This is a genomic window from Sorangiineae bacterium MSr12523 (genome assembly GCA_037157775.1).
GTDB classification, from domain to species: domain Bacteria; phylum Myxococcota_A; class Polyangia; order Polyangiales; family Polyangiaceae; genus Pendulispora; species Pendulispora brunnea.
Window position 1 is genome coordinate 11,936,358 of record CP089982.1, and the last position, 25,063, is coordinate 11,961,420.

At 66.1% G+C, this 25,063-nt stretch carries 16 protein-coding genes; all 16 read right to left on the reverse strand.

Annotation, left to right across the window (positions count from 1 at the left end; translation table 11 throughout):
- Positions 1-246: 246 nt before the first annotated feature.
- The 16 genes from clpB to LZC95_47155 all read right to left on the reverse strand — a co-directional run bounded on the left by clpB (position 247) and on the right by LZC95_47155 (position 25,056).
- A complete protein-coding gene (gene clpB / locus LZC95_47080; protein WXA94003.1) occupies positions 247-2,859 on the reverse strand; it encodes an ATP-dependent chaperone ClpB in 2,613 nt (870 codons plus the stop codon).
- Between the two features lie 115 nt (positions 2,860-2,974).
- Complete coding sequence (gene gyrB / locus LZC95_47085; GenBank protein ID WXA94004.1) at positions 2,975-5,626, reverse strand: DNA topoisomerase (ATP-hydrolyzing) subunit B; 2,652 nt, start codon at positions 5,624-5,626, stop codon at positions 2,975-2,977.
- Positions 5,627-5,822: 196 nt separating this feature from the next.
- The gene (recF, locus tag LZC95_47090) at positions 5,823-6,941 is read right to left on the reverse strand and encodes a DNA replication and repair protein RecF (GenBank protein ID WXA94005.1); all 1,119 of its coding nucleotides are present in this window, start codon (positions 6,939-6,941) and stop codon (positions 5,823-5,825) included.
- Positions 6,938-8,071, reverse strand: coding sequence for a DNA polymerase III subunit beta (gene dnaN, locus LZC95_47095; protein ID WXA94006.1), 1,134 nt, complete (start codon positions 8,069-8,071; stop codon positions 6,938-6,940). The genes recF and dnaN overlap by 4 nt, the downstream gene beginning before the upstream one ends.
- 448 nt (positions 8,072-8,519) lie before the next feature.
- The gene (locus LZC95_47100) at positions 8,520-9,443 is read right to left on the reverse strand and encodes a hypothetical protein (GenBank protein WXA94007.1); all 924 of its coding nucleotides are present in this window, start codon (positions 9,441-9,443) and stop codon (positions 8,520-8,522) included.
- A gap of 106 nt (positions 9,444-9,549) precedes the next feature.
- Positions 9,550-11,052: a tetratricopeptide repeat protein gene (locus LZC95_47105; protein WXA94008.1), complete on the reverse strand. Its 1,503-nt coding sequence runs from the start codon at positions 11,050-11,052 to the stop codon at positions 9,550-9,552.
- Positions 11,049-11,639, reverse strand: coding sequence for an RNA polymerase sigma factor (locus LZC95_47110; GenBank protein ID WXA94009.1), 591 nt, complete (start codon positions 11,637-11,639; stop codon positions 11,049-11,051). Before LZC95_47110 ends, LZC95_47105 begins: the two co-directional genes overlap by 4 nt.
- Entirely contained in the window at positions 11,624-12,550 is a 927-nt protein-coding gene (locus tag LZC95_47115) for a hypothetical protein (GenBank protein ID WXA94010.1), read from the reverse strand. Before LZC95_47115 ends, LZC95_47110 begins: the two co-directional genes overlap by 16 nt.
- A 50-nt stretch (positions 12,551-12,600) precedes the next feature.
- Positions 12,601-13,536, reverse strand: a complete 936-nt coding sequence (locus LZC95_47120; protein ID WXA94011.1) for a hypothetical protein — start codon at positions 13,534-13,536, stop codon at positions 12,601-12,603.
- A 52-nt stretch (positions 13,537-13,588) separates the two neighbouring features.
- Positions 13,589-14,989, reverse strand: a complete 1,401-nt coding sequence (locus LZC95_47125; protein ID WXA94012.1) for a carboxypeptidase-like regulatory domain-containing protein — start codon at positions 14,987-14,989, stop codon at positions 13,589-13,591.
- A complete protein-coding gene (locus tag LZC95_47130; protein ID WXA94013.1) occupies positions 14,976-15,695 on the reverse strand; it encodes a zinc ribbon domain-containing protein in 720 nt (239 codons plus the stop codon). Before LZC95_47130 ends, LZC95_47125 begins: the two co-directional genes overlap by 14 nt.
- On the reverse strand, positions 15,688-18,531 hold the full coding sequence (gene ccsA / locus LZC95_47135; protein WXA94014.1) for a cytochrome c biogenesis protein CcsA: 2,844 nt from the start codon (positions 18,529-18,531) through the stop codon (positions 15,688-15,690). The genes LZC95_47130 and ccsA overlap by 8 nt, the downstream gene beginning before the upstream one ends.
- A gap of 51 nt (positions 18,532-18,582) precedes the next feature.
- A complete protein-coding gene (locus tag LZC95_47140) occupies positions 18,583-19,662 on the reverse strand; it encodes a pyridoxal phosphate-dependent aminotransferase (protein ID WXA94015.1) in 1,080 nt (359 codons plus the stop codon).
- A gap of 5 nt (positions 19,663-19,667) precedes the next feature.
- Positions 19,668-20,219 (reverse strand): hypothetical protein, encoded by a 552-nt coding sequence (locus LZC95_47145; protein ID WXA94016.1) that lies wholly within the window; start codon positions 20,217-20,219, stop codon positions 19,668-19,670.
- Positions 20,216-21,277 carry a FliM/FliN family flagellar motor switch protein gene (locus LZC95_47150; protein WXA94017.1) on the reverse strand — a complete coding sequence of 354 codons (1,062 nt, stop codon included), beginning with the start codon at positions 21,275-21,277 and terminating at the stop codon, positions 20,216-20,218. Before LZC95_47150 ends, LZC95_47145 begins: the two co-directional genes overlap by 4 nt.
- On the reverse strand, positions 21,274-25,056 hold the full coding sequence (locus tag LZC95_47155) for a tetratricopeptide repeat protein (protein ID WXA94018.1): 3,783 nt from the start codon (positions 25,054-25,056) through the stop codon (positions 21,274-21,276). The genes LZC95_47150 and LZC95_47155 overlap by 4 nt, the downstream gene beginning before the upstream one ends.
- Positions 25,057-25,063 lie beyond the last annotated feature (7 nt).

Consider the following 25,063-nt stretch of genomic DNA (forward strand, 5'->3'; position numbering starts at 1 on the left):
CACGTGCTCGGGCCCCGCAACCCCCGCGAAACCTGCGCACCGGAAGCTGCGCCGCCCATGTGTCCAGGAGTCGTCGCCACCACGCCCTTCGCGACACAGGGGACCATTTCGCCTCGGTCACCTTGGACACGTGGCCGCAGGTGGCCCACGGCGCGGACGCATTCGTCCTGACGCACGTGGATTACCTGTGGATAACTGCTCGAAGACCTGCCCGATGCCGCGTGCACCTGACACGTGTGCCAACTTTCAGTTCTGAACCTGCGATCGAAATGTCAGCCCTTCGCCCGCGCGATCGACGAGGATCGTGGTTCCCGCGGAGAATTCTCCCCCGAGCACCCGTTTCGCCATTTCGTCCTCGAGGTAGCGCACGATCGCGCGCTTCAAAGGACGGGCGCCGAATTGCGGATCCCAACCCACCTCGCCAAGGAAGTCCTTCGCAGCGTCCGTCACCTCGATGCGCAGATCCCGCCGCGCAAGACGTGCCTGGAAGCGTTGCAGTTGGATGTCGACGATGTGACGCAAATCCTCCCGACGCAGAGGCTCGAACACCACGATCTCGTCGAGACGGTTCACGAACTCGGGCCGGAAAGCTTTGCGCACTTCCTCCAGGGCCGCGCGCCGCACGAGCTCCCGTTTGTCGCCGGGCTCCAGGTTCGCGCGCGTCTCGATGGCTTGGATTTGCGGCGAAGCGATGTTGCTCGTGAGGATGATCACGGTGTTCTTGAAGTCCACCGTGCGACCTTGCCCGTCGGTAAGGCGCCCGTCGTCGAGCACCTGCAGAAGCACGTTCCACACGTCCGCGTGGGCCTTTTCCACCTCGTCGAAGAGGATGACGGAATAGGGACGGCGGCGCACCGGTTCGGTGAGCTGACCGCCTTCTTCGTACCCGACGTAGCCCGGCGGCGCGCCAATCAAACGCGAGACGGCGTGCTTTTCCATGTACTCGCTCATGTCGAGCCGGAGCATGGCGCGCTCTTCGTCGAAGAGGTACTCGGCGAGCGCCCGCGCAAGCTCCGTTTTGCCGACGCCGGTCGGGCCTAGAAACAAGAAGCTACCAATCGGCCGCCGATCGTCGGATAGCCCCGCGCGCGAACGCCGCACGGCATTGGCTACGGCTTCGACGGCCGCTTCTTGCCCGACGACGCGCTTTCGAAGCGCCTCCTCGATGTGCAGAAGCTTGTGCATCTCGCCCTGGAGCATCTTCGAGACCGGGATGCCGGTCCACTTGGAGACCACGGCGGCCACGTCATCGTCGGTGACCTCTTCGCGCAAATACGACGTCTTCTCCTGCACCTTGGCCAAGGTCCGGCGAAGCTCCTCGATCTTCTTCTCGAGCTGCGGCATGCGGCCGTATTTGATCTCCGCCGCCTTCCCAAGCTCACCCACACGCTCCGCGCGTTCTTGCTCGGCGCGCAGGTTCTCCAGCTCGGGTTGCGCCTGACGGATCTCCTCGATGACTTCCTTTTCGCGAAGCCATTGCGCGCGCATCGCGCTCGCCTTTTCCTCGAGCTCCGCCAGCTCGCGCGCGACCGCCTCCCGCCGCGACTTGGAGGCGGGATCGCGCTCCTTCTTCAACGCTTGCTCCTCGATCTGGAGCTGCATCACGCGGCGTTGAACGGCATCGATCTCGGCCGGCATGCTGTCGACCTCCATTTTGATCTTCGCCGCGGCCTCGTCGATCAAATCGATGGCCTTGTCGGGCAGGAAGCGCTCCGTAAGGTACCGATCCGACAAGGTGGCCGCGGACACCAAGGCGGCGTCTTGGATGCGGATGCCGTGGTGGATCTCGTAGCGCTCCTTCAGGCCGCGCAAAATCGCAATGGTGTCCTCCACGCTCGGCTGCGATACGAACACCGGCTGGAAGCGGCGCTCCAACGCGGGATCCTTCTCGATGCGCTTTCGGTACTCGTCCAGCGTGGTCGCGCCAATGCAGCGAAGCTCACCGCGGGCGAGGGCAGGCTTGAGCAGGTTGGCCGCGTCCATCGAACCTTCGGCCGCGCCCGCACCCACGATGGTGTGGATCTCGTCGATGAAGAGCACGATCTGTCCGGCCGCGGTCTCCACCTCTTTGAGGACCGCCTTCAACCGGTCCTCGAACTCACCGCGGTACTTTGCACCGGCGACGAGGGCGCCCATGTCGAGCGAGACGAGTCGCTTGTTCTTCAACGACTCGGGTACGTCACCGCGCACGATGCGCTGGGCAATGCCTTCGACGATGGCGGTCTTGCCCACGCCCGGCTCGCCGATGAGTACGGGGTTGTTCTTCGTGCGCCGTGAGAGAACCTGCATCACGCGGCGGATCTCTTCGTCGCGACCGATGACCGGATCGCTTTTGCCGCGTCGGGCGGCGTCGGTCAAATCGCGCGTGTACTTGTCCAGCGCTTGGAATTTGCCCTCGGGATCTCGATCGACCACGCGCTGCGCTCCGCGCACGCTGGCCAAGGCCGCGAGTAGCTTGTCGTAGTTGACCTTGCCGCTTTGCTCGAGGAGCGCCTGCACTTCGCGATCGGTCTTGGCCATCGCGAGGACGTAATGTTCGACGGAGACGAAGTCGTCCTTGAGGCCCTTGGCCTCGTCCTCGGCGCGACGCACGACCTCCAAAAGGCGCCGCGCGAGCCCGGGCTCCGCACCGCCGGACACTTTGGGAAAGCCATCCAGGCGGCGTGTGAGGCCCGTGGTCAGCTGCGTGAGGTCGGCGCCTGCCTTCTGGAGCAGGGGACCGGCAACGCCTCCTTCTTGTTCGAGCATCGCGAGGAGCACATGCTCGGGGTACAGCTCGGGATTGCCTCGCCGTGCTGCGAGCTCGAGGCCATCGCGGAAGGCTTCTTGGCTCTTGGTGGTCATTCGATCGGGACGCATGGGCTCTCTCTCTCTTGCTCCGGTTTTGGCGGGCAAGATAAGTCCCCACGGGTCCCCGGCAAGAGGCGCGCCTATGTTGAAGCGCGCCCCTTACGCAGGGCTTGCGAAGCCCCGATCAGATGTCCAAATTCTTCACGTTGAGCGCGTTGTCCTCGATGAACTCGCGGCGCGGCTCGACTTGATCGCCCATGAGGATGCTGAAGATCTGATCGGTCTGCACGGCGTCGTCCAAGCGGACTTGGAGCATGACGCGCGCATTCGGATCCAGCGTGGTCTCCCACAGCTGCTCCGCGTTCATCTCGCCCAGACCTTTGTAGCGCTGCAGCTGGATGCCCTTGCGCCCGCGCCCATCGAGGTACTCCCAGAGCGCGTCGGCGTCCTCGATTTCGATTTCGCCCTTCGCAGCCGTGGCCTCCTCGGCGGCGGCTTCCTCGGAGCCTTCTTCGCCTTCGCTGGCGCCGCGCTTGGCCAGGTCTTTCACGAAGTACGGTGCCGGCCCCAGCGAGCGGACATCCTGCTCGATGGCGTAGAGCTCTTCGTACTCCGCGGACTCGACCAGGTTCCAGTCGATCATCGTCTGACGCGCAGCCGAACCCGGACGCGGCGTGATCTCGATGCGTGCCGCACCGTGCTCCACCTCCCACGTGACCTCGATGGTCAGCGGGAAAATGTCGGGGTACTTCTTCTCGAGCAGCGCGCGGATCTTGGGGATGCCCGCCTCCACCTTGGCCTTGTCGCGGATCTCGTTCTTTCCGAGGCCGCCGGCCCGCAGCGCCGCCGCCACGAGGCGCGCATCCGCGCGTCGATCGATCTTCGACAGCGCGCGACGGAAGAAGCGAAGCCGCTCGGCCAGTCGCAAGAGCGGCTCGCCCGTGATGGTGAGACCGCGCGAGGAGCGCACCGCGAGATCGCGCACGCCGTGCTCGAGGAAGTACCGATCGAGCGCCGGCTGGTCCTTGAGGTACGTGTCCTTCTTGCCGCGGCGCACGCGGTAGAGCGGCGGCTGCGCGATGTAGAGGTAGCCCTTCTCGATGATCTCCGGCATGTGCCGGTAGAAGAAGGTGAGGAGCAAGGTTCGAATGTGGCTGCCGTCGACGTCGGCGTCGGTCATCAGCACGACCTGGTGGTAACGCAGCTTCTCCACGTCGAACGACCCGCCGCTCTCCGGCGAACCAATGCCGCATCCCAGCGCCGTGATCAGCGTGCCGATTTGCTCGGACGAGATCATCTTGTCCAGGCGCGCGCGCTCCACGTTGAGGATCTTTCCGCGCAACGGCAACACCGCTTGGAACTTGCGGTCGCGGCCCTGCTTCGCAGAGCCACCGGCGCTATCTCCCTCGACGATGTACAGCTCGGCGATCTCCGGGTTGCGCGACTGGCAGTCGGCCAGCTTGCCCGAGAGGCTCGTGATGTCCATCGAGCCCTTGCGCACGACCTCGCGCGCCTTGCGGGCAGCCTCACGCGCCTTGGCGGCCAGGATGGCCTTCTCCAGGATTTTGCGCGCCGTGGAGGGGTTTTCCTCGAAGAATTGCCCGAGTTTCTCGCCGATGACGGCCTCGGTGATGCCTTTGACCTCGCTCGAAACGAGCTTGGACTTGGTCTGCGAATCGAACGACGGATCGGGGTGCTTGACGCTGATGACTGCCGTGAGGCCCTCGCGGATGTCCTCCCCCGAGAGGCCGTTCTTCACGTCCTTGAAGAGATTTTGCGCCGTGCCGTAAGCGTTGAACACGCGCGTGAGCGAGCCGCGCAACCCCGTGAGGTGCGTGCCACCGTCCTTGTTGTGGACGTTGTTCGTGTAGCAGTAGATTTGCTCGGCGTAGCTCGAGTTCCACTGCAACGCGACCTCGACCCCGATGGGGTTGCCCTCTTCGTTGGGCTGCTCGGCGTTGATGTACACGACCTTGTCGTGCACCGGCTCCTTGGTCTTGTTGAGGAGCTCGACGAACTCGCGGATGCCGCCGTCGTACTGGAAGATCTCGCGCCGGACTTTGCCTTCGGTCGCGGCGATGTTGCCGCCGCCGGGATCGCGCTCGTCGCTCAGCTCGATGACGAAGCCGGCGTTGAGGAAGGACAACTCGCGCAGGCGGCTGGCGAGGATGTCGTAGCTGAACTCGGTCGTGGTGAAGATTTCCGCGTCCGGCTTGAAGGTGATCTTCGTGCCCGTTTTGTCGGTGTCACCGATGACGGCCAGCGGTGCGACCGGGGCTCCACGGCGGAATTCCTGCAGGTGCACGTGGCCTTCGCGCTTGATCTCCATCTTGAGCCATTCGCTCACGGCGTTGACGGCGCTGACGCCGACGCCGTGTAGGCCTGCGGAGACCTTGTAGCTCGAGTGGTCGAACTTGCCGCCGGCGTGCAGAACGGTCATCACGACCTCGGCCGCGCTGACGCCGCGGTCTTTCATGATGCCGGTGGGGATGCCGCGCCCGTTGTCGTCGACCGTGACGGAACCATCGAAGTGGATGGTCACGACCATCTTGGTGCAGAAGCCACCCAGGTGTTCGTCGACGGCATTGTCGACGGCTTCCCACACGAGGTGGTGCAACCCGGAACCATCGTGCACGTCGCCGATGTACATGCCGGGGCGCTTGCGAACAGCCTCCAGCCCTTCCAGTACTGTGATATTTTCGCTGCCGTACGTGGACGTCGATGCAGGAGCGGCGGCGGTGCTCGCCGGAGCGTCGTTGGGCGTGCGGGAAGCGGGGTTGGCGTCTGCGGATCCCGAAGAGACCGTCTGCGGGGATTCAGGGGGCGTTTCGATCATCTGGCAATCAACTTGTCAGCGAGGTGAACGTTGGATGACTGTTTGATCGGTTCGAAGATCTGCGATTGATTTGCAGCGTTGAACCGTGGCCCTCGCACGCCCCGAGTGGAGGGCCGGACGAAGGCGTGGATTATATCGCGCGGCGGCGTTTTTATCCACCAAGAAGCGCCGATATTTCTTCAGCTATTTCCTATATTTAGGATGCTTCATCGGAGGGTGAAATCACCCCCTTCGAAACGGCGAAGTCGAGACGTTCTCGGGTCGCGGCGTCCGGTAATTTTTCGGTCTCGATGAGCTCGCGACGTGTCGTCGTGAGAAACACCTGACCCTGCTGCTCGCGCAAAAAGGAAAACAGCGACGCGGTGCGCTCGCGATCCAGCTCGCTCGAGACGTCGTCGAGCAGCAGGATGGGGCGAACGCCCCGGGCGCCACCGATGACATCCATCTCGGCGGCTTTGAGCGCGAGGACGACGGCGCGGTGTTGCCCCTGCGAGGCGGTGCCGCGCATGCGATGGCCTTGAAGGCCCAGCGCGAGATCGTCGCGGTGCGGTCCGATGCTCGCGCCGCGGCGTTTCAGATCGACGCGCCGGTTTCGTTCGAGTTCGCGCCGGTACGCTTCGGCATCGTCGGGCGCCGAGGGTGCGTACTCCACGCTGAGCACCAGATCGGGTGCGGCGATGCGGGTGAACGCAATGGACATCGACGCGGCGAGATCCGCGGCGGCAAGACGGCGTGCCGCCATGACCGCGAGCCCATGGCGAACCACCAGCTCTTCCCACTGTTCGAGATCGCGCGCTTCGGTGCCGCGCATCTCCAGGGCTCGTTGTCGTTCGCGCACCGCACGCGCGTAGGACAGCGTCTCTCCGAGGGACGCCGGCAAGAGGTACAACGCAACCCGATCGAGCAGGCGACGGCGCTCGCTGCCCGCGCCCATGGAGAGCGAGAGATCGCCCGGATGAAACAGCACCGCGGGCGTTCGAATCGCGTACTCCGCGGCGGTGGCGGGGCGCTTGCCGTCGATCTTGAGCAGGCGTTGGCCCGCGCGAAGGCCCACGGTTTGCTCGCGGCGGAGCTCACCCTCGGAGAGCACGGTGCGCACGCTTGCGGTGTCAGCGCCGTGCTCGACCGATTCACCTGGCTTCACCGTGCGGAAGCTGCGCGAGGTCGCGGCGAGGTAGATGGCCTCGAGGAGGTTCGTCTTCCCCTGGCCATTGTCCCCGTAAACGACGTTGAAGCGCGGGCTCGGCCGGAGATCCACGCGCGCCAGGTTGCGGAAGTGGCGAACGGAGATCTCTTCGATGTGCAGCGATTTCAAATGCGCATCGGCATGACGACCGCGAGGAAGTTGCGCTCGCTGGCCGGGCGCACGACGGCGGGATCGAGCTCGCCGCTGAGGCCCAGGATGATGTCGTCTTCCTGCAACGAACCGAGGACGTCGAGGAAGTACTTCGCGTTGAAACCGATGGTGATGTCGGCCCCGGCGTAGTCCACCGGGATCTCGTCGAAGCCGTCGCCGCTCTCGGGCGATTCGCTGGTGATGCGCATCACGCCGCCGCTGATGCCGAGCTTCACGCCGCCCGTGCGCTCGCTGGCCGCAATCGACACGGCGCGGAGGGCATCGGCGAATTGCCCGCGGGGCACGCGGACCTTCTTGTCCGAGTTCTGCGGGATGACCTGGGAGTACGGCGGGAACTGCGCGTCCACGAGCTTGACGCTGAAGGTGCTCCCTCCGCCTTGGAAGAAGGCGCTGGAGCCGCTCTGCGTGATTTGGATCTGCGCCCGACCATCCTTGCCTTGCTCGGGCACGATCTCGTCGCAGAGACGGCGCAGCTCGAGGATGGCCTTGAGCGGGATGAGCATCGTGGCGGAGGCCTGGCGACCCTCGACCTTCACCTCCATCTTGGAGAGGCGGTGGCCATCGGTGGTGACCATGCGCACCACGTCTCCATCCCACTCGAACAACGCGGAGTTGAGGTGGGCCCGGGTTTCGTCGCCCGAGATGGAGAAGTACGTCTTTTGAATGAGCTCGCGCAGGACGTCGACCTCGATGGCCAAGGTGGGCGCGCCCTCGGCGGGGACGGGGAGGGGAGGGAAGTCTTCCCCGGGCATTCCACGCAGGGTGTACCGACGGGCGCTTCCCGTGGCCTTCAACGTGGTCGTGGCGTTGTCCTCGGAGGCGATGCGGATGGGGCCGTCGGGCATCATCTTCACGCGTTCGAGCAAGTCCTTCGCTGGAACCGCGACGCTTCCGCCCTTGCTGACCTCCGCCGCGACCTTTCCTGCGATGGCCAGGTACAAATCCGTCGCCGCGAGTCGCAGAGAATTTGGCCCCTCCACCGCAAGCAGGACATTAGAGAGCACGGGCATGGTGCTCTTACGCTCCGCAACACCCTGCATCCTCGTGACGAGCTTCAGCAGGTCTTTCTTGGTTACCGTGAGTTCCATGCTCTCCGCCGGGGTTCTTCCGTATTACCCATTAGATGAGATCTCTAGTGGTGTCGATAGGGGCTGTGAGAAGCGTGGATAGTCAAATTTTTGACGTAATTTCCGTAGCTTAAGTCTCCTCAGGGCTGTGGAAGGCTCCGTGTGGAAAACGGGGACGGATGGGGAAGGATGTAGGGGGTAGACTTATCCGCAGCCTTTTCCCCTGTGCTGTCCCCGGTTTTGCCGGCACGTTCTCCACAGCTCGGGCGTAGACCTACCAGGCTGCCCGTTGGCCGCCGAGTACGGTTCCATGGCGTGGCTGACCCCGTCTCTCGAAGAAAAAAAGCGAACCGCCAAGGCGCCAAGGTCGCCAAGGGTTTGGGGGGGAGCCTCGGCGCGCGGGCGACACTCCATCCCATCCATCTTGGCGCTCTTGGCGTTTTGGCGGTTCAAACAGACCGCGTGAACCTTACGGTGTGTCGCGGGGCAGTTCGTTGAGGGCATCGACGGCGTCGAGGGCACCGCCCAGGCCGAACCAGTCGATGTAGATGACGTTTGGAACGCGTTTCGTTTGGTGCCAACAGTCTTTGGCGCGCTCGAAGACGAAGGACTCTTGATTGGCGCGTGTGGCCAGTGCGGGATCGGGCATGAGGATCCCTGCGTCGTCTTTGTAAACGAAGTGGTTGACGAAATAGAGATCGTTGCTCGGCTTACCGCGGTAGAAGCCGCACGAGAATTGATCGGAATTCGTTACGTTGAAGTCCGTATCGACGACGAAGTCCCACAAGTAATGCTGCCACGTCGGTCGATTGGAGTCCTGGCTATCATTGAACACGACGAGTCGCTGATTGGCCACGACCATGGCGCTCAACGTTGGCCATGGCGTGCCGGATGTGTGCGTGTACAGATAATCGATGAGCCCTGCTTTCTCGAAGGTGTGCGCCACCGCTTCGGGGCTCACCGAGCTTTCGGCGAAGATGGTCACCACCTCCGAGGGATTGTTCTCCAGAAATGCGCGAACCTGATTCAACACGTTGACCAGTGGCTCTTGGCCGAGGGCGCCGCGTAGATCGGCATTGTGGGTCACGTAAACGTCATTGGGATCGGAATCCGTCGCGGTGAAATGAGGACTCGGGCGCAATCCCAATCCGCGCACACCGCGTTCGAGTTGTTTCCAAACCGGATACATCTGATTCGGTTTTTTGTAATGAACCGGCCCGTCGTCGGCCCACGCAAATGCGTTGTGTGTAGCAAGTTGCGTGATTTGGTCGTAGCGCCGGGTGCAATCGACGCGGTTGCACGTGCGAAGCGGCGCAGAAGACGATGGCGTATCCTTCGGCGGGTGTTCGTCGTGTGTCTCGATGACCGTGACAGGCAAATAACATCCGGCCACGGCCGTCGAGAGCCATACCAAGGAAGGCAAGCCAACGAAGGAAGACAAGCAAGACCAAATGGACTTCATGGGTACTCCGAAAAATGACGAACGATGAAAATGTGATTCAGCGGGCCGTGCGTGCTTCGAGGGCAGCGAGGCCGCGCGCCACGATGGCGGGAAGCGGATCGACCTTTTTCAGCGCGGCAACGATCTCGCGGGCGCCGTCCATGTCGCCTGCATCGGCGAGTGCGCGCCCCCGCTCGAGCATGGCTTGCTCGCGGTAGGGCGACGCGGGACCCGAGGCGATGAAACGCCCCCACACGCGGGCGCGTTCCAGAGGGTCCTTGTAGCTTCGCGCAAGCAAGAACGTGGCGTCGGCGGCCAGTGCGGGATCGCGCGTGGTGGAGGCCAGCGACGAGAGACGGCCTTGTGCACCCGCCACATCGCCGCGCGAGAGCTCGAGTTCACCTACGACGAAGCTGGCCTTGTCGCGGTAGTTCGCGGATCGACCCGACAGCATGAGCGAGCGCGCCTTCGTTTCCGCGACCGCGCGATCGCCTGCGTGCAACGCGGTCTGCACGGATTGCCAGAGCGAGGCATCGGTGTCGGCTTCGGCGGGGGCCGATGCTGCGGATGGCGAAGGCGCGGGCGGTTCCACCTTGTCCGACTTGGGGGCTTCCACCTTTGGCGGCGCGGGCGCGGGCCGGGAGCTCTCCGAAGGTGCCGAGCGCGGGGCGAGGATGATCTCGCCGCCCGAGCGAACCTCCGCCGATTGACCCGCGAGCAAATGAATCGATGGTGCCTTGCGCTCGACGGCGCCCACGGCAACCCAGCCGGCGTCCACCACGATGTTCGTGCGCGTGGGGGTCACCTCGAAGTGCCACGATGACGAGATTTTCGGCAGCGTGTGCATCGTCGCGTGGGGGCTCACGATCTCGCTTTCGCCGTAGGTGTGCACTTCGGCGTTGCCGCGATCGATTTGCAATGCGGGGCTTTCGCCCTTTTCGCGGGCCATGAGGGGAGCGACGCGTGCGGGACCGGTGACCTCGAGCGACGATGCGGGCTCGCTTTCACCGGGCATTGCCCAGCTCAGCATGAGGCTCGCTCCGCGCGGAACCTCCGCCGGTGCATCGAGGGTGCTGTTGGCGGCCATGCCGGAACGCGCGCACGCCGGGCAGTCGCGCATGACCATGAACGACGGAGCGCGGGCCGATGCCGGCGGTGCCGGTGCGATGACGGGCGGAGTTGTCACCGATGCCGATGGCACTACGCTCGCCACCGGCACGGTGACCGGCGCGTGCACTTCGGGCCAGCGCGGGCCGAAGCGCAGGACAATCACCGAGGCAATGGCGGCGCCGATGAGTGCACTTCGCCAACCGAAGGCCGGTCGCGGAGTGCGCCACGCTCGCACGAGGCGCCGCTCGCTGGCGTTTCGCGCCCGCGCGTCGTCCACCAAGGCTGCGGAACGCCACGCCTCGCGGGCCGTTCGAATGACGTGAACGTTTTGCTGGCACATAAGACAAGCTTTCAAGTGTTGCGAAAAGTCGGGGATGTCCGGGTTCCCCTCTTCGCGCAATGCCTCCGCCACGTCGTTGGCGTCGAAGCCTCGATCGCACGTGGGATTCATGGCGCCTCTCCGCGAAAGCAGGGGTCCTTGGACAAAAGCGAGGAGAGCTCGAGGCGCGCATGGCGCAAGCGCGAACGCACCGTGGGCTCGGGGCACTCGAGGATCTCCGCCACACGCGCGGTGGGCAGCTCTTCGAGATCGCACAGCACGATGGCGGCACGTTTTGGGGCGCTGAGTCGATCGAGCGCGCGGTGCAGGCTGCGCGAGCGCTCGCGCTCCAGGGTGATGGCGGCGGGGTTCGTAGGTCCGGGATCTTCGGCCTCCTCGGGCGCGTCCCCCAGCGAGAACCATCGCCGCCAACGCGTGGACCAGCGCCAGTGGTTCATCGCTTGGCGCGCGCAGATGCGGTACGTGTAGGTCGAAAATTCGGAGCGCCCTTCGAAGCGGTCGATGGCGCGGACAATCCGCTCCAGGGCGGATTGCGTGAGGTCCTCGAGCTCGGGCGTCGGGCCCACGAGGCTGCGCATCTGCGCCCGCACCAGCGAGACCAAATCGGGCCACGCCATCGGCGGCTCGCAGAGACCTGCTTCGCCGCGCTCGGCGTCGTCCCCCAGCATCGTGATCGCGAGATCTACCAGGCGGCCCATCGACAACCAATCTCGAGCACACCCACGGCGTTGCCCAGTATGCGATTTGGAATGACGCCGCCCACCAGCAGCGATGCAAAGGGATGAACGCTCCCGGCGGTGGGAAGCTCGAGCGTCACGCCGCCGAGGGCGTAAAGGAAGATGTCGTCGTTGCTGCTTCGGTATTCCGGGCCGAACGTGCCGACGCCGCCAAGCTCGTACGTCGAGTAGCCCCATGCGGCGCCGGCTTCGAGTGCGAGCCCAAGGATGTTCCGCAATCCCCCCGGGTGCCAGACGGCGCCGCCGCCGAGTCGGACGTTGAAGACCCTTGCCGACTTATCTCCGCCGCTCGCGAAGTCGAAGCCCAGCGCGATGTACGGCGTGATGGCGCGAGGAAGGAAGCGGATCGCCTTGCCGGAATCGAGCAGGCGCAGTCCGAGGCCGTAACCCCAAAGTGCACCGTCGCGCGCCTGGTCGTGCGGCCAGTAAAGAAGGCGCGCTGCGGCGGCGAGGCCTCCCGGCTTTTCGGCGGTTTGCACCGGCGGGGCCGGCTTGGCAGGCGCAGGGGCGGGTGCCGGCGGAGGAGCAGGAGGCGGGGGCGCCGCCGTCTCCGAGCGCGCGACCCATAGAGCGGCCGCGCGCAGTCGTTCGTCGTTGTCGCCGCGCACTTCGATGTGCCAGAGCCCCGTGCCCCGTTCATCGTGGGCCTCGAGCGTCCAATGTTCGTCGTCGCCGCATTGAAGAGCGAGCCGCCGCGTGCCTTTGTCGTCATTGACTTCACACGTGTGCCCCGCGGCTTCGCACGCGAGGGCGATCTGGCGGGCGAGGGGCGTGCTCCATTGCGGGCATGACGCAGGATCGACCCACCACGTGACGGTGGGGGTCGCCGCCGCGGCGGAGCTCGATCCAAAGACGATGGCTGCGCTAGCCATGCCGATTAAGACACCGCGTGAGGTCGCCCCGATCAAAGAATCGCGCGACGTCACCACGCGATCCACCGGACGCCGATTTCGACGGAGCCCATGACCAAGCCGGGACTCTTGGGCACGGTGGTGCCGAGGCCGAGCGAGATGAAGGGCCGAAAGATGCCTGGCACGGGCGCTTCGGCGATCATGCGGGCCAGCAGATAGCCAAAGGGCACATGCCCCGTTATCACGTAGTCGCGGCTCGGATCTCGATCGCTTCCGGAAAAACCGGGGTTCGTCTCGCGAGTCCGCGCGACGCCGACGCCGAGCTCCAGCGAAAATCCGATGATGTCCTTGGTGCGGGGCGCATGCCAGGTGATACCGACACCGGCACGCAGGCTGAACGCGCGCTCGTCGAAGTAGCCGCCGCTCCACGTCGCTTCGCCGGCCAAGGAGGCGAACGAGTTGAACCGTGGCGGGAGAAAGCGTATGAGTTCGCCCGGATCGTGGATTCGCAAGGCCGCTCCGTAGCCAGGCGCGCCGTCCCCGCTGTCCGCGTAGTACCCGAGGCGTCCGGCGAGGTCGAGGCCTCCCCATCGTTGCTGCGGCGGAGGGTTCAACGTGATTTGCGGCGGTGCTGCAGGTGTAGCGGGTGTCGTCGTGGGCGCCGCCGCCATCGTGACGTCGGAGCGCGCGACCCACACGGCAGCCGCGCGCAGGCGCTCATCGTCGCCGCCGCGCACTTCGATGTGCCACAGTCCCGTGCCGCTGACGTCGTGGGCTTCCAGCGTCCAGTGATCCGCGTCGGCGCATTGCAACACGAGCCGCCGCGCGGCCTTGTCCGACGTCGTTACGTCGCAGGCATGCCCCGTCGCCTCACAGGCAAGTGCGATTTGCCGCGAGAGAGGCGTCGTCCATTGCGGGCACGACGCCGGGTCGACCCACCACGACGGGGTCGGTGGCAGCGCGGCCTCGACCGCGCCGGCCATGGCGAATGCCAGTGCCCAACTCATGCCGCATTGGACACCTCAGGCTGGTGCGCCGATCAAAAATTATGGATGCAGACTAGGACGCCAACGTCCGGGCGATCGCATCGACGATTTCCCGCCGCGCGCGCTCGTACGTCTTGGGGCCGATGTCCCCGGCTTGGTGCGCGCGCTCGAGTTCTTCCAGCTCGAAAAGAAGCTGCTGGCGCGTTCGTTTGGCGTCGCCCTTCGGAACGACGCGGCGCCGCCCACGCGTCTGGTAGGCGTAGCCCAGGCCAAAGACGACACCGAGCGCGGCGAGCCCGGTGGCGATGAAACGCGCGGGACCTGGGGTGGGAATGTCGCTCAGCGTGATGTTCAGATCGCGCAAGACTTCGCCGCGCTGCATCTCCTTCGTGGTCTCGAGCAGGCGGCCGCCGTTCATGTCCGAGTTGGGCATCGCCGCGGGAAACCCTTCGACGCGAAGCTTCATGTCCTGCGACGCCGCCGCGAGAACGCGAGCCGCTGCAACGCGCGGGGGAAGGCCCACGCGGATGTCGACGTTGGATGCGCCCGCGTACGGTAGCTGCCAGCGGAAGATGAGCGAGTGCTGACCCGGTGCGAACGTGCCGTGGATGCGCGCACCGCGCTTTTCGACGGCATCGACGCCTTGGTCACTCATGCTTTCCTGGCCCCTGAGGGCGGTGAACTCCGCCGGAAGGGTCATGACCAGGTTGTCCGGCACCCAGGCCGCGCGTCCGAAGTTGTAGACGTTGATGGCCTCTTCGAACTGGATGCGATCGTCCTTCAACTCGGCGTAGAGGTTCGCCTGCATGACCACCAGGGCCTGCTCGAGATCCGAGGTGACCGGGTAGACGTGCAGCTTGACCCTCATGCCCGATTTGGAAGGCGCCAGCTGAAAGGGCGTGGCCGCGAAGACGGCACCCTCGCGGGGAACGGTCACGCGGTAGGCGACGCCCGAACCCGTTTCCAAGCTGTCGAAGCGCACCGCGCCCTCGGCGTTGGTGATCTGGTTCACGTGCCTGCGCGCATCGCCCTTGGCCACCGATTGCTGCAGGATGCCCAAGGTGACGTCGACGTTGGGGAGCGGCTTGTTCTCCGGATCGAGGATCTGCACGGCGATGGTGCCCGGCGGCAACGCGGAATCGTCGTCGACGATGTCCTGGGGCGCGCGGAACATGCCGTTGCCTTGACCTTGGTGCGGGTTGTTTGCGCCATGCGGGTCATGCGGATCGTCCCCATCGCCATCGGGATCGTCGTCGCGCAACGCGGCCGGGTGCCCGGGCGGAAGCTGCTCGTCGCCGCGCACGGGACCGGGATGATCGGGCGCTGCATCACGCCGGCCTGCATCGCTCGACGCGCGCGCATCGGGGGCGCCGGCGTCCGCCGGCTTCGGGATGATCGGTGCCGCAGGCTTGGGCGCCTGCGCGTGGGCCATGCCAGCGAGAAGGAAGACCAGCGCGAAACTAAGCTTGCGCATTGGCCACCTCCTGCAGCGCGTTTCCGCACTTCTTGCAAAAGGCCGCATCGCTCTCGTTCGAGGTCGCGCACTTCGAACACGCCACACGCGCCACGGGTGCGGGCGCCTCCTCCTTCTCCTCGTCAACCGCCGTCTCGGCTCCCTCCCGCTCCGGGGAAGGGTCGGGGAGGGGGAGACCATCGGCCAGCCCGCGCTTTGCCAAATGCTTCTGCGCAATCTCCTCCGCGCGTGCGCGGTACGGTTCCACCTCGGCGTCGATCTCGCGCAAAATCTCTTTCGCCTGATCGCGGTAGTGCGCAGCAATCTCGGCGTAATCCTCCGGGTCCATCTTTCCGACGTCTCGCTCGTGTTCCAAATCTTTCAATGCGCGCAGCACGGCGCGTTTGCGCTCCTCCGCATCGCCGAAGCGATCGGCCCGCGCAGCCAGGTGATCCAAGTCTTGCGGCAGCGGAGCATCGCCGCCCAAGGTGCGCAGGCTTGCCCAGAGCAGGGCCACCGTCCCCACCAGCACGCCACCCGTGACGACGAGCAGCGCGGGCCCGACGCTCAGGATGAACCCCACCGCCACGGCCGCCACCATCGTGACCAGTGGCAGGCCGATGGCGACGGTGCGGCCAAGACGGCGTTCCGCCTCGTCCGCCTGCGCGGCTTGCGTGGCTTCGGCCACGGCGGGCTCTTTCGGTTTGCGTTTCGACGTTTCAGTCATCGAGATCGCGAAGCTCCTCGTCCAGGCGAGCGTCGTATTCGTCACGCTTCGTTTTCACGTCGTCCTTGCCCTTGTCCTTCTTGGCCGGCTCCTGCCCCTTGGAATTGCCGCGCCATCGGCGAAACAGAACCATCACGCCGACACCGCCCGCCGCAATCGCAGCCAACGGCACCGCATAGATGGTGCGCATCGCCCCCGTGTTGGGCGGAATGGCCAGCGCCTCCGAGCCGTACTGCTTCTGATACGCGAGGACGATTTGGTCCTTCGTCTCGCCGGCGCGCATCTTCGCGCGGATCGCATCGCGTGCCTCGTCGGCGGTCCCGCATGCGCACGTCGACAGAAGGTCGCGCGCGCAACCGCCGCACATGCAGCGGAGCGCGCTGAAGACCTCTTTTTCAGCCGGCGATTCGATGTGCACCGTTCCCGCGTGCAAGCTGGACGCGCCCGCGCCCACCGACTGCGCGTGCGCCGTCGCCGGCATGAGCGCGATGAGCAGACCCAAGGTCATACTGCCCACAGCCCCCGCCGTTCCCCGCGCCACCGCCCACACGCGCGACTCTTCGGGCTGGAACTCGGGCCACATGCACACGAAGCTGCCCAGGACGAGGATCAAGCATCCGATCCAGATCCACGTCACCAGCGGGTTCACGTGGAACTGCAGCGTGGCCAGCTTGGTCTGCGGATTGATGGCGCCCACCACCACGTAAAGATCGTCACGCAGCGAGTGCAGCAGCGAGACCTCCGTCGTGGGCTGCTCGGCGTTCTTCTTGTAGATGAACTTCGCCGGGTTCACGTAGCCGGCGAATTTGCCGTTCTTCGTCACGCGGAAGTCCGCGAAGACCATGCGCTTCGAGTTGTCGAGCTCCATGCGCGGGCCCATGTACTCGAGCGCGTAGTTGTCGATTTGGTAGACCTGCCCCGGCATCATCGCCGTCTCGCGGTCGATGTTCCACGAGTGGCCGGTGAAGCCGAGCACCATGAGCACGATGCCCATGTGCACGATGTACCCGCCGTAACGGCGGCGCGACGTCGGCGGCAGGGTCATCATCGTGTAGAGGAAGCCGGGGAAAAAGCCCGCATACCAAAGTGCCGCGGGGGTGCCCGCCGAAGCACCGCTCTTGCGCCGTGAGCGGAAGAGCAGCACGAACTCCTGCACGATGACCGCCGCATTGAAGACGCACAGCGAGACACCCATCACCGGCGTCACCGCATTGAAGGCGCGCAGCACCTGCCCCAACGTGCCCGGGTAAATCGGCTCGCTGAAGACGATGGCGGGGAAGCCGAGTCGCTTGCCCAGCGCGAAGTGCAGCACGATGGCGACGACGAACGCGATGCCCGGCGCCATGAAGTTGCGGCGCAGCGCATCGGGGCTCGTCTTCTTCCACCCGAGGAGCGAGCCGCAACCCATGAGCGCGAAGATGATGAGCCCAATGGGCTGCACCCACGCGTTGTAATACGGCGGGCCGACGGTGACCTTCTCGTTCCAGAAGGCCTCGCTGATCATCGGGAAGGTCGTCGCCGCGAGCACGAACACCATGAACCCGAGCAGGGCCCAGTTGTTCATGACGAAGGTGAACTCACGCGAGAAGATCGACTCGATGACGGGCCGCTCCGTCTGCGTGTCGAGCCCCGCGGTCATGCGGCGGAAGACGATCTCCACGCCAGCGTAAACGGTGAAGCCCAGGAGCAGCGGAATGGTGAGCACCGGCCAGGGCAGGTAGTGCGCGAGCGCCCAACCGCCGGGGGCTGCCAGGATCACCATGGTCCAACCGGAGATCACCGCGGCCTTGCGCAGACGCGGCGACGGCGGAAGATGACGCAGCTCCGGCCAGCGGTAGAGGATGAGCGTGAGTACCACGGCCGCGGCCAGCGCGAGGAAGTAGAGGAAGTACGTTCCAATCGACGACTGCGCGAACGAGTGCACGCTGGCGATGGCGCCCGAGCGCGTGAGGAACGTGCCGAAGATGGTCATGAAGAAGGTGAGGCAGACCAAAAAGATGTTCCACAGCTTCAAGAAGCCGCGGCGCTCTTGGATCATGACGGAGTGGATGAACGCGCTCGACGTCAAGAAGGGGAGGAACGCGGCATTCTCGACCGGATCCCACGCCCAGTAGCCGCCCCACCCGAGCTCGACGTAGGCCCAGAGCATGCCGAGTGTGTTGCCGATGCCCAGAAAGAGCCAGGAGAAGAGGGTGAACTTGCGCGAGGCGGTGATCCACTCCGTATCGAGCCGTCCGGTGACCAGGGCCGCGATCGCGTAGGCGAACGGGATCGTGCAGCCGACGAAGCCGATGTAGAGGCTCGGCGGGTGGATGATCATGTAGAAGTCTTGCAGAAGGACATTGAGCCCTTCACCGTCGCCGCGGGCGCCGCCGACGCTGGTCGAAAACGGATTCGCCGCAAAGGCCATCAGCACGCAGAAGAAGAGAACGACGGCCATCATCGTCGCGATGATGTACGGCTGCAGTGCGAGGTGCTTCTTGCCAAGCGCGAAGACGCAAACGCCTATGTAGAGCGAAAGCAAGAAGAGCCACCACAAGAGCGACCCGTCCTGTCCTCCCCAGAGCGCGGTGAAGAGGAAGACCGTGTCCATCGATCGATCCGAGTAGTGCGCGACGTAGCGCAGTCGGAAGTCGTGGCTCACGAAGGCGTAGGCCAAACAGAGCACGCACGATGCGATGAGGAACACGGTGCCGTACGCACCGAAACGCGCAGCTTGCAACGTGCGCGGACGGCCCGTGGTACCGGCCGCGAGCGACACGGCGAACGTGTACGCGGCGACGACCATCACGCACAGGAGAAGGGTGCTACCGAAGAGCGGAAATGTGTTCCACATGACGAAGACCTCGCGCTGCGGCGATCGCGGCAGCTAATCGATGAAGTCTAGTCAGAGGCTGCGCAGAATGCGACCGAGACGGTCGAGTCCTTCGTCGAGACGTGGATCATCGATGGACCATGAGAGTCGAAATCCATTGGGGACTTCGAAGAAGGACCCGGGCACCACGAGGGCGCCGTGCTCGGCGGCCCCCTTCTCCAGAGCTGGCCGCAGATCGCCTGCGCCGGGCAGGGTGGCTAAACCGAAGAGTCCGGATTGCGGCCCGCTCCACGCGAACCGCGGTTGTTCTTGCGCCAACCAGGCCGAGGCGCGCGCGCGTTTGTCCGCGAGAAGACGCCGGGACCGCGCGGCCAACGTTTGAATGTGACTCAGCGCGTGAATGAAAAGCTGCGCGTGCGGAAGGGGCAAGTAGCCGGCGCTCGACATCATGGTGGCGTACGCGCGACGAATGACGTCGACCGGTCCGAGCACCCATCCAAACCGGTGGGTTCCCAGGCCGTAGCACTTGGTCATGCTGGAGACGACGACGATGTTGTCGGCCAGGCGCCGCGCGCAGCCGCGGAAGACCCCGTCCTTGTCGACGAAGTCGTCGAAGGGCGAATAGATCTCGTTGACGATCAGGTGACCGCCTCGTTCTCCAATGAGGCGGGCGACCTCCTGCAAGGTCTCGTCGTCGGTGCGGCGCCCCGTCGGGTTGTGCAAATTGGTGATGAGGACGGCGCGCGTACGCTCGGTGATGCGCTCGGCCACGAGCTCGGGATCGACGGCGTAGTCGGAGTCGGCCGGACGCGGAAAGCGGGTGACGTGGGCGCCGATGCCGCGCGCAGTGGTAAGGAGCGGCTCGTAGGCAGGTTCCTCGACCAGGATTTCATCGCCGGGCGAGAGCAAGCTGGCGTACGCGATCCAAATGGCGTGCGCGGCGCCAATGGTGGCGATGGTTTCCTCGGGGGTGACGCTGTTGTGACGCGCAATGGCGGCCGTCAGCGCGGGCCGTGCGCGCGTGTCGTCCAGATCGGGCGGCGGGCCAAGCTCCGCGAGGTGGAAGGCCGGCATGCCGCTGGTGGCCAGGTCAAAGGGGGTTTGGCCGACGTTCTGAATGGCCCACTCGAGGTAATTCACGCGGGGGTACATGGTGGCTAGGGCTCTTTGCGCTTGAGGGTGAACTGTCCGTCGCGAACGAGGTGGGCATCGGGAAGGGAGAGCTTCATCGTGCCCGTGGCATCGGCGCCGGTGACCTTCCCGTAAAGCGTGCCGCTGAATCCGCGATCGGCAATGTCCTTGCGGGCGATGCTGGCGGCGAGCGCATCGCCGGTGAGCGAACCGTAGACGACGGAGGGGCCGAGGACGCCTTCGAGGGTGCCGTCCACCTTGCCGGTTTGGGGATCGATGGTGAGGTCGATTTTCCCTTCACCGAGCCCCTCGGGGCCGTCGTCGCCGCGCCACTTCACGCCACCGTATTCGGGGCCGCTGGGAACGTAGAATGTGCCGCGCGTCGTTTTGTAGGTGCCGGTCCAGTGGACGGGTTGGCCCGCCTGCTTCTTCTCCGCGGCGGGTTCGGTCTTCTTTCCGGCGGCGGTGGCCGCATCTTCGGTGGCGCTGCCACCCGCATCGGGCGTAGGCGGCGGAATGTCCGATTTGCCGCAGGCCGCGAAGGCGAGAACGAAAAGGGCGGCGTGACGCATCATCATCCTTGGTTCTCCAGGATGCGGACGCCGAGTTCGCCTTCGATGTCGACCAGCTCGCCGCGCGCGACCTCTTGTCCGCCGACGCGCAAGATCACGGAGGAGCCGACGGGGCGCCCCAAGGTGATCACGTCGCCGGCGCGGAGGTTGGCCCATTCGCGGGCGCGCATTTCGGCGGAGCCGACTTCGACACGAACGACGACGGGGACGTCGCCGGCGTTCTCCACCAGGGCATTGTCTTCGCGAGCCATCGAGAGATCCTCCACCGAGCCACCTACCACGAGCTTGCCGTCCGCGCCGAGCGTTGCCGACAGGCCTCGGTCCGAGCGCGGGGCGCAAAGGATCACCGGGCCCGAAAGGCTCCACGGCGGCGGAAGCCACACCGCACCCGGCGTCAGCGTTTTCATCTCGGACACCGTGGACAGCGACACCGACGCCACGATCGGCATGCTCAGGGGGATGTCGCCCAGCCGCGCCAGTGCAGCCCGATCCCACGGCGGCTCCGTGCGCGGCGAAAGCAGCGGATCGCCCGGCGAAAACGCCACGCGCGCGAGAAAGGCCTCATCCCCGAGCACCACGGTGAAGCTCGCGAAGAGGGCATCCTCCATCGCCGCATCCATCGTGCGAACCCGCAGGGGGAGCGCACCCGCCCCGCGCCGCAAGGTCGTCACCACCACGGCGGCGAAGGCTCCGTACACGGTCGCCGGGGGCGGCGAAAAAGGATCCAGCGACGAGGTGCGAAGCAGCGGACGGCGGAGTGCCCGGGCCACCACCTGCGCCGCGAGCGCGCCCTCCACCTCGAGCCACGCGCGCACCGTTCCCGTGTCGTCTTCGAGCCCCAAGGTCACCGCGCTCGGATCCGTACGGCCTGCGCGGGTCGCGTCCCGCACGTGGCGCAGCCGCACCTCGATGCGGCTGTCGAGGATCTCCGCGAGCGCCGCCTGCATCGCCGCGATGGAACCGCTCGCATCGAGCAAGTGCCGGAGCGCGCGCATCGCTTCGAGCGAGCGCGCGCTCATGCCATCCAGGGCATCCCAGGGATAGCGCCGAACCGTGCGGCTCATCGACCCAGCATGATCTCGCGTTCGACGAGCTGGTCCGCCTGCTGCGAAAACCGCTGGAACCGGGTGTATTCCTCGCCCGGCTGCACCCGGCCGGCGGGGATGTCCACCACGCGATCCAAGTACAGCGCGTGCCCGTGCACGGCGTCGCCGACCCGCACGAGGCGCTCACCGTCGCGCACCTCGCCCACCGGAAGGCTCGAGGGCATGCGCATCGACTCGGGCACCACCACCTCGAACTTCACCTCCACGTGGGAGGAGCCGCTGATGAGTTGAGGCGTCTGCCGCTCGGCCAGCGCCGCCAGTTGTGCCAGGCGCATGGGGAACATGGGCTTGAGCGACATGCCGCCATTCACCGCGCGCGCGAGCTGCGGCACGTCGGCCTTCACCCGCACCACGAGCGGCGCGTCGAGCGCTTGTTTGCCCTCGACCTGGACGTCCCGCACGCGCGCGCCCGGGAAATTGCGCCCTACGAGCCGCGTCTCCACGAAGTCGCGCACCTGGCCGGCGGCGATGCGATCGAACACGCCGCGCACCGACGCGCCCACCTTGCCGCGGAAGGCTTGCGAGAGATCGAGGCTCGCGGAGCCGTCCTCGCGCAAGGTGGCGCGCCCCTCGAAGCTCACGCCATCGAGATCGCCGCCCGTCGCCGTCGTGTCGCGCGGCGTGCCCGGAATCAGCCGGTACGCCGGCTGCCCGCGCAGGCCCGCGGCGATGTAGCCGAAGGGCGCGAACTTGTCGCGCACGGTGAGCCAGCGGATACCGGACTCCGTGTCGAGGCGCATCACCAGCGAGTCGTAGGCCTCCGTCTCACTCAGCTTCCCCAGCGGAGGCGGCGCGAGGCGGTTCTTCACCACCGCGAGCTCCAGCGGGATCCCGAGCTGCCGCAGAAGGTGCCCATACGCCGACTGCAGCGAGCCACTGCGCCCGGTCAGCGCGCGGCGGCCGTCGTTCTCGTTGCCCTCTTCCACGGCGCCGAGCACGTAGTGGTAAAGCTTCTCCGCGCGGGCGAGGCGGCTCTTCTCGGGCACGTCCTTGACGATCTCGCGCGCCAGTTTGCCGAGGCGCGGATCGAGCGGCGTCTCGTCGGAGGCGAGATCCACCAGCCGGGCCAGCGACTCCTGCAGCGACTGACCCCAGCCGATGCGCACGCTCGGGAGAAACTCCGTCGGCGGCACGGCATCCGGCTCCTCGGGTGCCGGCGGGCTCTCGTCGACCCGCCAGCGGCGCTCGACGAAGGTCCCGAGGGCGCGCTCTTTGGGCTTGGGTACGCTGCCGCGCGTCTCGACCTCCAGCGGGCGATCCTTCGGCGAGATGACCACGAACTCGCTGCGCCAGTAGCCCTTGTCCGCCTCGCGGAAGAACCACTGCGGGCCCTTGTAGCTCTTGCCCTTTTCGCCGTCGCCCCGGAACGAGGTGACGTGCTCCATCTCGACGTAGTCACCGATCTCGAGGTGGGGCAACGTCAACGTGGGCTTGCCCTCCACGGGCTCGGGCTCGAGCACGCTGCCGTCGGGTTTGATCACGCGCAGGCGCAGCACCAGGCCTTGCGGCGGCTGTTGCTCGGCCTCCTTGCCGATGGCCTCCTGCGACTGCATCCGCTGGATCTCGTGCTCGAGCATCTCGCTCGAGCCGTCGGGGTGCACCCACAACGCGGAGTAGTCGAGGACGCGCGCGGCATTGCCGGCCATCTTCTTGCCGCTCTTTTCCCACTTCTCGAAGTCGCGAATGACCTGCTTGCCGTCGATGCGGTACGGCTCCAGGTTCGTCGCGCCCTCGATGACCGTGATGGCATCGCGAAGCTCCGCCACCGAGGCTCCAGCCTGGATGGACTCGGCGAGCGCCCGCCGCAAGGCCCCGCGATCGCCCTTGGAGAAGGCGCGATCGGCCAGGCGGAAACGCACCGTCGCGTCCTCCGGGTTCTTGGCCAGCGCTTTGTCGAGTTCCGCGGCCGCCGCCGCGGGATTTCCGGCGCGCGCGAGCACGTCGGCGATGCGCGTGGCGATCTCCTTGCGATCGGGGCGGCGCTTGGCCAGCCGCCGCAGCTCGTCGATGGCGGCTTTCCAGTCCTGTCGCGCGAGCGCGCGCTCCAGATCGACCTCGGCTTCGGGATCGAGTTTCTTGATCCGCACCGCCACGGCGTCGGCCAGCTCCAGCGGGCCATCGTCCTCCAGCGCATCGAGGTACGCTCGAAGCGCGTCGGCGTCGTCGGGGAAGCGCTTGCTCAGGTCCGCGAAGGCGCGCATCCGCTCCGCGCGCCACTCGAGCTTGCCGTAGACGCGCCCGAGGCCTTCGAGGATCTCGGGCTCGTTGGGGAACTCCTCGACGAGCTTGCGCAGGGGCTCCACGCCCTCGACGAGGCCCTTTTGTTCACCCGAATCGAGCGCGAGCCACGCGCGCGAGTACCAGAGGCCCGCGTCCTTCTCCACGGCGCGGGTCCGGTAGCGGCGCTCGTTCTGACGGCGCTTGTCCTCGGGGTAAATCGGATCCGCGTGCGCAAACGCGGCCGCCGTCTGCAACGCCACCGGCGCGGCATTCTCCGGCTCGACGTAGGGATCGAGCAGCGCACTCGCGACGTCGTCCAGGCCGTCGACGCTGGCGAGGCTCGCCGCGAAGAAGCCTTGCAACGGGGACGCCGCCGCGCGGTTGCGCACGATGGTGTCGAGCGGATTGACGCTGGGCAGCGCCACGGCCTTCGTCAGGCCATAAGGCCGCGTGGCATCGATGTCCGTGGTGATGCCGGCCGGCCGCCCGTCGGCGCCGAAAAACCGGAACGACGTGTTGTCGTTGAGGATGCGCGCCAGCACACGGTGCCGCCCGGGACCGACGTGCACGTTCGCGCCGAAACGCTGCCAGACGCCCCACTCGCGCAGATCGCGCTCGAGCACGGGCACGTCGTCGACCCACACTTTGAGCGCGCCCGCGACGGCGAGGATCAAATCGCGCTCCTGGTCCGTCGAGAAGAACGCCTCGGCGTAAAATACGCCCTTTCCGGTCTGCTCGGGCGAGCCCACCAGGCAGCGGTGCTGCTCGACCTTGAGGATGTGCGGCCGCGTCCCGCGCAGCGGATCCGGCTCCCACGATGGCGGCCAGGGCCGCGAATCCTCCGCCGGGAACGAACGCCGTCGGTCCACCGAGGTGCCGCGTCCGAACGGCCCCGCGAGGCGCACCTTGCGCGCGCAACCCGCACGCGCGGTGTACTGCGCATCGTACGCGTCGTCGATGACCACGGCCTTGTCGAAGGCTTCCGCGTTGGACCAGTCGGAGAGCTCGGCCACCGAGCGCCACCCGAGCTTGCCCGGCCGCGCGATCAGGTCCTCCAGCGTCTTCTTGTGCCGCGTGTACAGATCGGCGACCGAGCCACGCAGCGCGTGCAGGTGGTTCGTCGCGAACCATGCCACCAGATGCACATCGGGGTCCTCGCTCTTGCTCGCGGCGACGAGACTTGCCGCGTAGGCGTCGGCCGCCGCCCGCGGATCGCCGTGGGTCTCGTCGTAGAGCGCCAGCGCGAGGCTGCCGTACAGGCCCTCGTGCTTCATCTGCCGCAGCTTGCCGATGGCATTCTTCGCCTGCCCGGCATCGCCGCCCGGCGCCACCATCTCCAAGAGCGCCCAGCGCCCCACCGTTTCACCATCGCCCGAGGCGCGACCTTTGTCCCGCGCATCGCCCAGCGACGTGGGGCTGTTCACCGCGGGCGTCGCTCCCCCGCAGCCGGCCGCACTCGCCAGCGCCAACGTGAGAACGACACCCAGCCGACGTACCTGCTTCCAAGAATCGAACATGGACAAT

Coding starts and splice junctions, on each gene's coding strand:
- LZC95_47155 (WXA94018.1), bottom strand. CDS start 25,056: ATGTTCGATTCTTGGAAGCAGGTACGTCGGCTGGGTGTCGTTCTCACG.
- dnaN (WXA94006.1), bottom strand. CDS start 8,071: ATGGAACTCACGGTAACCAAGAAAGACCTGCTGAAGCTCGTCACGAGG.
- gyrB (WXA94004.1), bottom strand. CDS start 5,626: ATGATCGAAACGCCCCCTGAATCCCCGCAGACGGTCTCTTCGGGATCC.
- LZC95_47120 (WXA94011.1), bottom strand. CDS start 13,536: ATGAGTTGGGCACTGGCATTCGCCATGGCCGGCGCGGTCGAGGCCGCG.
- LZC95_47115 (WXA94010.1), bottom strand. CDS start 12,550: ATGGCTAGCGCAGCCATCGTCTTTGGATCGAGCTCCGCCGCGGCGGCG.
- LZC95_47110 (WXA94009.1), bottom strand. CDS start 11,639: ATGGGCCGCCTGGTAGATCTCGCGATCACGATGCTGGGGGACGACGCC.
- LZC95_47140 (WXA94015.1), bottom strand. CDS start 19,662: ATGTACCCCCGCGTGAATTACCTCGAGTGGGCCATTCAGAACGTCGGC.
- clpB (WXA94003.1), bottom strand. CDS start 2,859: ATGCGTCCCGATCGAATGACCACCAAGAGCCAAGAAGCCTTCCGCGAT.
- LZC95_47145 (WXA94016.1), bottom strand. CDS start 20,219: ATGATGATGCGTCACGCCGCCCTTTTCGTTCTCGCCTTCGCGGCCTGC.
- LZC95_47105 (WXA94008.1), bottom strand. CDS start 11,052: ATGAATCCCACGTGCGATCGAGGCTTCGACGCCAACGACGTGGCGGAG.
- LZC95_47150 (WXA94017.1), bottom strand. CDS start 21,277: ATGAGCCGCACGGTTCGGCGCTATCCCTGGGATGCCCTGGATGGCATG.
- ccsA (WXA94014.1), bottom strand. CDS start 18,531: ATGTGGAACACATTTCCGCTCTTCGGTAGCACCCTTCTCCTGTGCGTG.
- LZC95_47130 (WXA94013.1), bottom strand. CDS start 15,695: ATGACTGAAACGTCGAAACGCAAACCGAAAGAGCCCGCCGTGGCCGAA.
- LZC95_47125 (WXA94012.1), bottom strand. CDS start 14,989: ATGCGCAAGCTTAGTTTCGCGCTGGTCTTCCTTCTCGCTGGCATGGCC.